Source organism: Halomonas sp. 3A7M (assembly GCF_014897875.1).
GTDB lineage: Bacteria > Pseudomonadota > Gammaproteobacteria > Pseudomonadales > Halomonadaceae > Vreelandella.
On sequence record NZ_JABUZD010000145.1, the window covers coordinates 53,265 to 64,410 of the forward strand.

At 54.6% G+C, this 11,146-nt stretch carries 13 protein-coding genes and 1 pseudogene; 6 read left to right on the forward strand and 8 right to left on the reverse strand.

Features of this window, described 5'->3' with window-relative positions; all coding sequences use genetic code 11:
• The first annotated feature begins 16 nt into the window (after nt 1–16).
• On the forward strand, nt 17–541 hold the full coding sequence (gene luxS / locus INT19_RS12600; RefSeq protein ID WP_193061006.1) for an S-ribosylhomocysteine lyase: 525 nt from the start codon (nt 17–19) through the stop codon (nt 539–541).
• Between the two features lie 129 nt (nt 542–670).
• Here luxS and INT19_RS12605 read toward each other — a convergent pair whose 3' ends face one another.
• The 3 genes from INT19_RS12605 to INT19_RS12615 form a co-directional block, all read right to left on the reverse strand.
• Complete coding sequence (locus tag INT19_RS12605) at nt 671–1,471, reverse strand: PhzF family phenazine biosynthesis protein (RefSeq protein ID WP_193061007.1); 801 nt, start codon at nt 1,469–1,471, stop codon at nt 671–673.
• Between the two features lie 197 nt (nt 1,472–1,668).
• Nucleotides 1,669–3,795 carry a TonB-dependent siderophore receptor gene (locus tag INT19_RS12610; protein WP_193061008.1) on the reverse strand — a complete coding sequence of 709 codons (2,127 nt, stop codon included), beginning with the start codon at nt 3,793–3,795 and terminating at the stop codon, nt 1,669–1,671.
• A 235-nt stretch (nt 3,796–4,030) separates the two neighbouring features.
• Nucleotides 4,031–5,230: a Bcr/CflA family efflux MFS transporter gene (locus INT19_RS12615; RefSeq protein ID WP_193061009.1), complete on the reverse strand. Its 1,200-nt coding sequence runs from the start codon at nt 5,228–5,230 to the stop codon at nt 4,031–4,033.
• A 223-nt stretch (nt 5,231–5,453) separates the two neighbouring features.
• On the opposite strand from INT19_RS12615, the gene INT19_RS12620 reads away from it, so the two are divergent.
• Nucleotides 5,454–5,750: a DUF1330 domain-containing protein gene (locus INT19_RS12620; RefSeq protein ID WP_193061010.1), complete on the forward strand. Its 297-nt coding sequence runs from the start codon at nt 5,454–5,456 to the stop codon at nt 5,748–5,750.
• 17 nt (nt 5,751–5,767) lie between these two features.
• On the opposite strand, the gene INT19_RS19870 is transcribed toward INT19_RS12620, so the two are convergent.
• The 3 genes from INT19_RS19870 to INT19_RS12630 all read right to left on the reverse strand — a co-directional run bounded on the left by INT19_RS19870 (nt 5,768) and on the right by INT19_RS12630 (nt 7,300).
• Complete coding sequence (locus INT19_RS19870; protein ID WP_372373774.1) at nt 5,768–5,878, reverse strand: hypothetical protein; 111 nt, start codon at nt 5,876–5,878, stop codon at nt 5,768–5,770.
• Nucleotides 5,879–5,912: 34 nt separating this feature from the next.
• Nucleotides 5,913–6,278, reverse strand: coding sequence for a virulence RhuM family protein (locus tag INT19_RS12625; RefSeq protein ID WP_226924613.1), 366 nt, complete (start codon nt 6,276–6,278; stop codon nt 5,913–5,915).
• 212 nt (nt 6,279–6,490) lie between these two features.
• On the reverse strand, nt 6,491–7,300 hold the full coding sequence (locus INT19_RS12630; RefSeq protein ID WP_193061011.1) for a sulfite exporter TauE/SafE family protein: 810 nt from the start codon (nt 7,298–7,300) through the stop codon (nt 6,491–6,493).
• A gap of 107 nt (nt 7,301–7,407) precedes the next feature.
• On the opposite strand from INT19_RS12630, the gene INT19_RS12635 reads away from it, so the two are divergent.
• Nucleotides 7,408–8,199, forward strand: coding sequence for an AraC family transcriptional regulator (locus tag INT19_RS12635; RefSeq protein ID WP_193061012.1), 792 nt, complete (start codon nt 7,408–7,410; stop codon nt 8,197–8,199).
• A 269-nt stretch (nt 8,200–8,468) separates the two neighbouring features.
• Here INT19_RS12635 and INT19_RS12640 read toward each other — a convergent pair whose 3' ends face one another.
• Entirely contained in the window at nt 8,469–9,149 is a 681-nt protein-coding gene (locus tag INT19_RS12640) for a DUF808 family protein (RefSeq protein ID WP_319022193.1), read from the reverse strand.
• On the opposite strand from INT19_RS12640, the pseudogene tnpC reads away from it, so the two are divergent.
• The 3 genes and pseudogenes from tnpC to INT19_RS19665 all read left to right on the forward strand — a co-directional run.
• A pseudogene (gene tnpC, locus INT19_RS12645) lies at nt 9,106–10,023 on the forward strand (IS66 family transposase); the annotation flags it as partial. The gene INT19_RS12640 and the pseudogene tnpC sit on opposite strands and share 44 nt — an antisense overlap.
• Nucleotides 10,013–10,282 (forward strand): hypothetical protein, encoded by a 270-nt coding sequence (locus tag INT19_RS12650; protein WP_004578758.1) that lies wholly within the window; start codon nt 10,013–10,015, stop codon nt 10,280–10,282. The pseudogene tnpC and the gene INT19_RS12650, both read left to right, overlap by 11 nt.
• Before the next feature lie 111 nt (nt 10,283–10,393).
• Entirely contained in the window at nt 10,394–10,573 is a 180-nt protein-coding gene (locus INT19_RS19665) for a hypothetical protein (protein WP_443588985.1), read from the forward strand.
• A 52-nt stretch (nt 10,574–10,625) separates the two neighbouring features.
• On the opposite strand, the gene INT19_RS12660 is transcribed toward INT19_RS19665, so the two are convergent.
• The gene (locus INT19_RS12660) at nt 10,626–11,084 is read right to left on the reverse strand and encodes a hypothetical protein (RefSeq protein ID WP_193061013.1); all 459 of its coding nucleotides are present in this window, start codon (nt 11,082–11,084) and stop codon (nt 10,626–10,628) included.
• Nucleotides 11,085–11,146: the final 62 nt, after the last annotated feature.

The following is an 11,146-nucleotide window of genomic DNA, read 5'->3' on the forward strand; positions in this document are numbered from 1 at the left end:
TCAGCCAGGAGGCAACATGCCGCTTCTCGATAGTTTCACCGTTGACCACACCATCATGAATGCCCCAGCCGTGCGTGTAGCCAAAACCATGAACTCACCTTCCGGCGATACCATCACCGTGTTCGACTTACGTTTTAATAAGCCAAATGAAGACATGATGGGTGAAAAAGGCATCCACACTCTTGAGCACTTGTTTGCGGGGTTTATGCGCAATCATTTGAACAGCGCAGACGTCGAAATTATTGATATTTCACCGATGGGCTGCCGTACTGGGTTTTATATGAGCCTGCTGGGAAGCCCGAGCGAAGAGCGTGTCGGCAATGCCTGGCTGGCTGCTATGCGCGATGTACTCGCGGTAAATCGAATGGACGAGATTCCCGAGCTAAATGAGTACCAGTGCGGCACCTTCGTTATGCATTCGCTAGAAGAAGCCCAACAGATTGCACAGGGCATCATTGAGCAAGGTATTGGAGTAAACAAAAACGATGACATCGCCCTCAGCCCCGAGCAACTAAAAGCCTTAGGTAATGATGTGAAGTGATTTACTCAGGACCATCAGCATTTCAGAAGCCGCTCACCAAATTGATAGTGAGCGGCAGCTATTGCTAAAACCACGTTACTCCGTCGCGTCATGGCAAACTGACCGCCACTATTTCATTTCAGTGGTGGATCAGTTTGTCGGTGTATTGGGCAATGTAATTACCCCTTTCAAGTAAGGCGCAACGCGGCCTTTGATAATCACGCGGTTGCCTTCAATCTCGCAGCTCAGCGCACCTTTGCGGGCACCACCCTGACGTGCAGTAAGCTGCTGTTTACCCAGCTTTTTCGCCCAGTAAGGCGCAAGCGAGGTATGCGCCGAGCCAGTAACGGGGTCTTCTTCCACACCGACTTTGGGGCCGAACCAACGGGAGACAAAGTCTACATCGCTGCCTTTCGCAGTCACGACAATGCCGCGCCCAGGAAGGTGCTTCAATTGCTGCATATCCGGCGTTAGCGATTCAATCAACTGAGCATCGTTAACCACCACCACGATATCGTCTGATATCAGCAGCTCTTCGATCTCATTAATCCCTAGCGCTGCCTTTACCTCAGCTTCCATCGCCAAGGGTTCGACTACCTTTGCAGGAAAATCCATCGCCAGTTCGTCACTGTCACGCTGCACTAAAAGCTGCCCACTGCGGGTCTCGAACTGCAGTGTTTCAGCGCTATCGCCCAGCACATTAAAGATCACCCACGCCGCCGCCAACGTGGCATGACCACATAAATCCACTTCCACCGAAGGGGTAAACCAGCGTAGGTGATAGCCAGACTCGGTCGGCACAAAGAAGGCAGTTTCAGAGAGGTTGTTCTCCATGGCGATTGCCTGCAACAACGCATCATCCAACCACGTTTCCAGCGGGCAAACCGCCGCAGGGTTACCTTCAAACGGTTTAGAGGCAAACGCATCTACCTGGTAAAGATCAATATTCATTACAGCCAGCCTTTTCTAACATTAGGGGTCATTTAAGAGATCGCATTAAAGCCTGCCCACGATAATACCAAGCCTTGATTGGCAGAGTGCGTCTAAGCAGGCTCGAACTCTATGCCACGCAGGGACTGACCCGATACCAAAACGCCCCGAACCAAGTCGGGGCATTTTGCGATTGCTGGAATATAGACGGAATTACATCACCAGCGATAGCTCACTTTCGCGCTGATTTCGCGCCCCGGATTATAGTAATCAGCCGTGCTTGAACCAACCACGTGTTGTTCGTCGAGCAAGTTGCTGACATTAACGGCTAGGTCGGCGTCTTTGGTGAGCTGGTAGCTGAAGGCCGCGTCGAAGAGCGTTGCTGCACTGCTCTTTGACGTATTGGCAGTATCAAAGTAGTAGGAGCCAACATAACGGGCGCCGAGGCCAACACTCATATCCTGGCGTGGCAAGGTATAGTAGCCCCACAGTGACGCCGTATGTTTAGGTGCCGCAGTGAACTCGTTACCTTCTCTGGAGGCGTTGCTGTCGCGTACCACTTCCGACTCCATATAGGAGTAACCACCGGCCACGCTAAAGCTATCGGTCACCTCAGCCTTGGCTTCCAAATCAAGCCCCCGTACGCGGGACTCACCTACAGTTTCCCGCTCGATAACGCCATTGTCCTGTACAACCGAGATGGTGACGTCATCCCTGGTCAGGTCATAGATGGCCGCCGAAAACAGTGCATTCGTACCAAAGGGAGAATATTTCGCACCAATTTCGTACTGCTCGCCCCGCTCGGGATCGACGCCAATCGTGGGCGGTGCGACCGACTCCACCATGCTGACATAGGTAGAAATTTCGTCGGTGACTCGATAGGTCAGAGCACCACGGAATGAGGTCTCCGAGAAATCATCGGAATCGGTAACGCCCTCCATGTTGGTACTTGAGACATCCATTGAGTCGTTGCGCACGCCCGCTGTCACGATGAAGCGGTCATAGAAGGACAAATTCTGTGTCAGGAAAACCGACTCGGTGGTGAAGTCCTGCTTGTTGCGGCTATAGACGTTCAGGCTACTTGGGGCACCGCTAAAGACGGGATTTGCGATATCAATGGAGGTCGCATCGCCGTAAAACGAACGGTCTTCGGTTGAGGCGTCACGATACTCGATACCCACGAGCGTGCTGCTATCGACCTGATCAAAGCGGGCGTCATATTGCAGGATAGCGTTGCCGATCAACTCCTGGGCTTCGTTGTCGGTACCAAAGTAGTCGCGATCTACCACGCTGCCAACGCGCGCCGCAGAGTCGGTGATATAAACGTAACCGAAGTCGTCGGTCAGGTCGCTGTAGCGTAGATTCCCCCGCAGCGTCAGCCCGTTGTTGAAATCATGAGTGAACTGCCCGGTGAGACTGGTACGCTCGACGTCATGATAGTTAAAGCCGGGCTCGCCAAAGAACTCGCTGCGGTCGTACTCCCGATCAAGCGGATAACCGCCGCTATTAGGGGTGTCGTCACGCTTCAGGTAATCGAAGATAACGCTTGCCGAGGTGTACGCCGTCGGCTCCCAGGTCAGGCCTCCCATCAGGAAGCCATTGTTATCTTTGGAGTGATCGTATTCGCGATCGCTGTCCCGGATGGTGCTGGTAAAGCGGTAGGCCACTGTCTCGTCAGCGTTCAGCGTGTCCCCCACATCAACACCGGCCTCTTTTGCATCAAATGAACCGTAAGAGAGATAGCCCTCTCCAAAACGCTCAAAGCGTGGCCGTTTGCTCACGAAGTTGACCGAACCGCCCGGATCCGCCGGGCCAAACAGGGTGGAGTTGGCGCCACGCAACACCTCAACGCGCTCGTAGGCATAGGGTTCCTCACGCACACCGCGCATTGAGCCTAGCGTCAGTCCATCACGGTAGGTGGTCGCCTGAAATCCGCGAATTTTAAAATAGTCGTTACGGTCATCGGTGCCGTAATAGTCGGTGAGAACGCCTGGCGTATAATGCAACACTTCCTCGGTGGTAGAAGCGTTGCGCTGCTCGATCTCCTTCTCAGTGACAACCGACACGGAGGCGGGGGTATCAAGGATACTGGTAGCTACCTTACCGCCAACCCATAGCTCCTGAGCCACTATCGAGTTGGCATCATCATCAGCGTAGGCCTGGGCGTTGACGATAATAGGAGCAAGGCGATAGCCCTCATTATCGTCAACGCCTTCGCCTGTCTCCTGCGCATTCCCGATCATGGGAATAGTCACCAGCGTCGTGCCGCACAGAATGGCGGTAGTCGCCTGCTGCCACCGTAACCAATTTGCGTTGCGCCGGACTGTGCTACGGCTATCAATCATGTTGAAGACCCCTTGAAATACATAAACCTACCCTGCTCGCTTCGTGGTTTTCTTTTGAAAGGCCGGGAGAGTATCCAAAGGGGGTAGCACGGAGTCAATAGTGCTAATGCCAATCATAATCATTTATTTTAAAATCTGATCATATTGACAAACCACCAGCAACACATGTTCATGAAATAAAAAAGCCCCATGTTTTGGATAACACGAGGCTTTTGGCAAGTGCGTACCGTTTGGCTCAGCTCGTCTCAACAGCGGCCCGTCCTTTGATGATAGAACGGGCAAGCATCAGATACGCCACCGAGCCACAGGCGGCCATGGCCAGGATGACCGCTTCAAGCGTATGCGGCAACATGGCAGACAGTGCGCTCAGCAGCCCAGCCACACCGAACTGAGCGGCGCCCAGAAGCGCTGCTGCCGTCCCGCCACTGGTCGGAAAGTACTCCAAAAAGCAGGCCTGAATATTCGGCGAGATCGCCCCCACCGCACCAATAGTTAGCACCATGGCAGGCAAGAAGGCGTACAGCGGCCACTCCATAAAGGCGGCCATCACCAACAACAGTATGCCAACGCCCTGGCAGCCCGTTGCCAGCTGCAGGATACGCAGTGACGATAGCCTGGAAAGCAACGCTCGATTGAGAATATTGAAGATAAGCATCGCGACGATATTCGCCGCAAACAGCATCGAAAAGCTTGAAGGCGACTGGCCGAAATGCCCTTGATAGATAAATGACGCATAGGTGATGAACATCATCAGAGTCGAAAACGAGGCAGCCTGCCAAACGATGAACGGCAGGGCTGGCTTTGTCGACAGTACCAGCTTGTAGCGCGCCAGCAGGCTCATTTTAGGGCTTTTCGCCCGCGACACTTTACCCGTACCGGTAAAAAGCACCCGCACCAGCAACGGCACCAGCAGCACCGCGTATACCGCCAAGGCAAAAAAGATAAAGTGCCAGGAACCCAGCGCCAGAATCGCGCTGCCTACACTCGGCGCAATGCCAGGCGCCAACACCATGATAAAGCCCATCATCGAGAACAGCTTCGCGGCGTCGCGGCCAGCCACCCGGTCGCGCACCAACGCCGGCACAGATACCAGAGTAAAGCCAGCGCCAAGAGCCTGAACGGCTCGCCCGCCGAGTAGCGTGTTCAAGGAATCCGCCATACCAATGACAATGCTTGAGAACGCAAAAATCGCCAGGCCGCTCATCAACACCCGCTGGCGCCCGAAGCGGTCTGAAAGCGCACCGCCGATTAACTGACCAAACGCCATCGCGAAGACATACACCGAAACGCTCAGCGATACCGCCTGCTGAGAAACTCCCAGCGATTCGCCAATAACCGGAAAAGCTGGCAGGTACGTATCCATGGAAAACGGGCCCAGCATCATGGTCAATGCCAAACTCAGCACCACAATGAACGGCGTTTTAGATTGGGTCATAGAAGCTCACGGTAGAGAGGCGTAATGATGGATAACACCCACAATATGATACCGACAGTTGCTATCAAGGCAATCGAATAGGTTGGAGGCTTGCTAATGGGGCTTTAGGAGCAGGGGTTCGAGAGTAAGGTTTTGAGAGCAGGGGTTTGAGAGTAAGTGGACAGCGCCCAACCAACAACAGGTATGATTGCATAGCACATTTAATACCAACGAGGAGAGCCGAATGCCCGCCTACATCGTACTAACCTGTGAGCACACTCACGACAACGAAGAAATGAAGCGCTACAGCGAAAAGGCCAAAGCCGCCCGCGAAGGCCACGACCCACAACCGCTCGCCTTTTATGGTGATTTTGAAGTACTAGAAGGAAGCGCCATGGAAGGTGCGGTGATTCTACGCTTCCCCGATATGGCCGCCGCCCGCGCCTGGTACGAAAGCCCCGCCTATCAGGAAGCCCGCAAACACCGTTTCCAAGGTGCCGACTATCGCGTTTTTCTAGTGGATGGAATAGAAAAGACTTAATAGTCAAAGCCCTGCAGTCATCGGCGGAGGGAGCTTTGCCAGCAACGCGGCGTTGCGGCGCAGGTACCAAAGAATAAAAACGAGCCGCAGCGTTTGTTGCCATCGGCCAGAGGGTGATTCTTGATCACAAAGTAAAGCAGGTGCGCGGCGCGGGTGGCGACGTTAGTTTAGCGTGTAACCTTGAACCAAATGGTCTTTAAGAACCTGAGTGGCCCATCTACGAAACTGGGTGGCACGCTTGGAACTGACCCGATACCCAACGGAAATAATAGCATCAAGGTTGTAGTGTTTAGTCCGGTATCGCTGCCCATGCTCAGCCACATGTTCCAAAATGGAACATGTGCTGTCTTCACTCAGCTCTCCACTCTTATAAATATTACTTAAATGTTTGGTGATTGCAGGGCGCTTGGTGTTAAACAGTTCAGCCATCTGCGCCTGACTTAACCAAACGGTCTCTTGCTCCAGCGTTACCTCAAGGTGTGATTGCCCATCTTCACCGGTGAATATCTGTATTTGCTGATCATTCATGAGTGCTGCCTCCCTGGTTTACATCAAACGCTTTATGTCTTTAAAACAAACACCTCCCAAGCAAGCAGCACTCAATACGGCAGTAGTCACCTTTCCATACTAAAAGAGAGATTCAAGCGCGCCCGCAATCAGAGATTAAGTAAACCCTATCACAAAAACTGTTCATTTATACAGTAAAATATCGCCATAATTCTGCCAAGCAATTAGACGCTTCAACGCACAAAAACCATCACCACCAGCACCATGGTCAGCAGTAGCAGGTATACCCTGGCATGAAGACGATCAGGAATGCGCCCGATCCAGGTCGACGCCAGTCGAATACCGAGCCATGAGCCCACGGCAAGTACCAGCAAGGCGCGCAGATCCACATAACCGGCATACCAGTCCCCCAGCGCTGGGTGATTTGAAGACAGCAACACATACGTCGCGGTGCCACTCACCGCCATGGGCAGAGATAGCGGATTGGCCATGGCGGTGGCTGCCGTCATACTCGCGCCTCTACGGCGCATAAGCGGTACGGTCATCACACTGCCGCCAACACCTAACAAGGCGGCCACCGCACCAATCAATATCCCCGTCATCGCCGTTACCCCACGCCCCATAGGATGCACGTCGCTCTCCGCCTGATGCAGAAAACCGGGCCGCAGAACGGCATCCATAATCGTAAGCCCCAAATAGCCGATAAATGCCCAGCGCACCCACTCGCCACTTAACGAAACGGCCGCCGCCGCGCCCAGCACAGCCCCCATGGCGATATAACCGACCAGCGGACGCACTAGGTGCCACTGCACGGTCTGCCGTTGATGGTGGCGCCATGTGGACAGCGAAGCAGCAAATACCATCAACGCCGTCGAGGTAGCCACCGCGATATGCATAGCCGCCTGACCGATGCCACTATCCAGCCCATGGACGGCAATCAGCAGGGTATATAGCAAAGGAACCACCACAAACCCACCGCCGAAACCGAACAACACGGTGGTTATTCCCGCCACTCCACCACAAACAAGCAATACGCTATACACCGACACTCTCCTGATGAAACAAAACAGCAGGCACTATATGCTGGCGAGGATTGGCCGACATTCGTCATTCGGACAACTATCAATGCGTTTCAGCCAGGTTCACGCTAATGCTCAATACACCTCTGTCAGATGTGGATCATGTAGCACGGCCCATCGTGGCCATCGGCACTGACTACCGCCCCGGCACCCTCCTCGATTTTCATACCCATCGGCGTGCCCAGTTTCTCTATGGCATGAGCGGCGTGATGGAAGTCAATACGGATGACGGCACCTGGATGGTGCCGCCTTATAGCGGAGTCTGGCTGCCTGCGGGTAAGCGCCATCAGGTGCGCATGAATGGAGTGAGCACCCGAAGCCTGTATATCGAGCCCCACGTCGCGCCACGCGCTTCGCCCAGCTGTGAGGTGCTGGTCGTGACGCCTCTCCTGCACCACCTACTACTGGCTTCCGCCCACATTCCCGCGCGCTATGACGAAAACGGCCGCGATGGTGCCCTGGCGCAACTACTTCTATACGAACTGGAACAGGCTCAAGCCCTGCCGCTGTTTGCGCCCCTGCCCCAAGACCTTCCACTCGCCAGCCTGTGCAGAGCGTTTCTCGGCCAGCCAAACATTCACACGCTGCCTGATGAATGGGCTCAGCAGTTGCACTGCAGTCAGCGCACCTTCAATCGCCTGTTCCGTCAGCAGACCGGGCTCTCCTTTGGCATATGGCGCCAACAGGCCTGCCTGATGGCGGCTATTCCCCGGCTGCTCTCCGGCAGTTCCGTTACCCAAACCGCGCTGGAGCTCGGCTACGACAGCCCAGCCGCTTTCTCCAGCATGTTTCGCAAGGTGCTCGGCCAATCTCCCAGCGCTTTCGTCCGGGCGGCGTTAAAAGAGGACGGCGACTTAAAATGATATCTTCGGATCATAAATTGAGCCGAATAGGCTTTTTATTCGGCTCAAGGATCATTTTGGAAAGGGATATGATTTAACAGGTTTATTGCCGTGCCGCCTTTGAGCGCGAAGATACCCTTCTTGGCGACAAGCACTCTCTTGAGTAGAGCTTTTCTATGTGCACTTGTAGTTTAAAAATTAGCACTTTACTAAAGAGTCAGCCCTGCGCTCTTTGAAAAATTTTAATAGGGTGTACTTTGAGTTAACAAAATATCTAATCCTTAAAGATGTCAGGCATTTTGCGCCTTCTTACTGGGAAGTAGGTGCAACGCCCCCACAACTACTGAGCCCACCAGCAAGCCAATCACCGCAGAACACAGCGTATTGAAACTCCAGCCCAGCAAGCCACCCAAAGCACCGGTTGCCTCGGCAATATCATGCTCCACATGGTGTACCCACGCATAGGGCGCGTTGAACCACCCCGTGCCATCGGCACCCAGGTTGGCCATCAGAATATGCCCACCTACCCAGAGCATGGCGACAGTACCCACCACCGAGATGGTCGCTAGCACCTTGGGCATGGCAGTCACCAGACTGCGGCCCAGGGCCTGAATTGCCGAATTACTCCGCTGGGCAAGTTTCAGGCCGATATCATCCATCTTGACCAACAGCGCCACCACGCCATACACCAGCAGCGTGATAACAAACGCCACCACCACCAGGCTCGCCATCTGTGACCAGAATCCCTGATGAGAAACCGTGGCCAGCGCGATCACCATGATTTCAGCAGACAGAATCAGGTCGGTGCGAACGGCACCACTCACAATCTTTTTCTCGGCTTCCGGCCCCTTCTCTACCGCTGGTTTGTCGTCGTCATGCTGACCGGATAGCTTATGCCAGACCTTCTCCGCGCCCTCACCGACCGACAACGTACTGCGCAGTCGGGTACTGGCCATGGACGAAACGCCCATCAAGGCCGGTCATCAGGGCCGGGCCGGCCCCCAAAAGGGCAAGATGAAATCCGGCTGGTTCTGGCCGCTGTATGGCGATGCCGACGAGGTGGTGTTCACTTACTCTAACAGCCGTGGGCGTGCCCATATCGAAGAAGTACTCAGCGAATCGTTCAGCGGCACCCTGATCAGTGACGGCTACGCGGCCTATGCCCGTTATGCCGCCGCCCAGGAAAACGTCACCCATGCCCAATGCTGGGTGCACAGTCGCCGTTACTTTATCGAGGCGCAGAAGGATCATCCGGAGATAGTCACCGACGCGCTGCAACAGATCGCCACGGTGTACCGGAATGAAGAGGCCATCAAAACCCAGGGGCTGACTGGCGAGAAGAAACGCCAGTACCGGTTGGATCACTCGAAACCGGTGGTCAGCGACTTCTTCCAGTGGTGCCGGGATCAGTTGGCGCAAGGCGGCCTCGTGCCCAGCGATTCGCTGACCAAAGCCCTGAACTACGTGCTCAGCCGTGAAGCGAGCCTGACCGTGTTCCTGGAAGACCCGGATGTGCAGCCAGACACCAACCACCTGGAACGGGCACTACGCCCCATTCCAATGGGCAAGAAAAACTGGATGTTCTGCTGGACCGAACTGGGCGCGGAACACCTGGGCGTCATCCAGAGCCTGATCAGCACCTGCAAGCTGCACGATATTACCCCGTACACGTATCTGGTGGACGTGCTGCAACGTATCAGCCAGCACCCGGCCCGTGAAGTCAGCGACCTGACGCCCCGACTCTGGAAAACCCGGTTCGCCGACAATCCGCTACGGGCGCTGATCGACCCACGCCACCCTGACCGACAGAACAAACAGCCGGAGGCCAACGTCCGTGCGCATTGAGGACATGACCATCGACCAGTTGCTGGAACTGAACCAGACCATCTGCCAGCGAATTGATGAACTGCAAGAACAAGAAACCCTGCATGCCTTGAGTCAATTGCGGGTTGGCCTGAAAGTGACCTTCGAAGGCCGGGAAGGACCGGTGTTGGGGATCGTCACCAAAATCAATCGCAAGAGTGTGATCGTGCTGGGTGAGGATGGCAGGAAACAGTACAAGGTCTCGCCGGAGTTATTAAGGCCTCTCCGTGACGTGAAGTAGGTCAACTACGTCGTGGAATGAACGCTTACGCTCCCACGCAGCGCTGGCGACACAGCCAACGACAGCCATCACCGGCTGCCAAAGGGCATTGATGTCATTACTCTGGACAAGATCCGGGAGTTAATTGCCGACGGCAAGCCCTGGAGTGCAGAGGAAGTGGGCGCCGCCATGGGTGCATCGCGCACTACCGCAAGACGCTACCTGGAATACATGACCGGCACCGGCACGCTAGTGGCCGAAGTCAGCTATGGCAGCATTGGCAGGCCGGAACGGCGCTACCGGATGGTGTAAGGCAAACCGTTCATCGAAATCTCCACAACGTTATAGAACTGCTCAGGGACTATTAATCCGCCCGGACAAAAACCCAGTTGGTCCTAACGTTGTCGCACACAATAACGTCGCGATTGATGGTTTCACACAGAGACAGGCTTTCTGGCAACTCATTGTGATAACGGGTCTTCAAGCCCAGAGTTTTTCGATCCTGTTTGAGCAGCTCGTAGGTCTTTTCCATGCGCTCGGAAAAATCCACGCCGCCGCTTTCCAGGGTATGAAAGGCGTTGTGAAACGCCGTAAAGCTCATGGTATTCGCGCCAAGGCCAATGGCCAGCATTTGGGGAATGTAACGATCATAGGCGGCCGAAAGATAGGTTCGTACGGCTTCATCATCATTACGCTCACCATCGAAAGGCACTATTCCAAGGCGATTACCCGGTTCCAGAACGCCGTCGTCCAATGTTTCCAGTGAACGATTAGCTGCCAGTTCATAGGCCAGGCCCGGACACTGAATGAGTTCTTCCTGCAACTGGCAACCCGCCAACACCCCCCAGTGTCAGGATGAGTGTCGCACCCTCTGATACCCTGTTC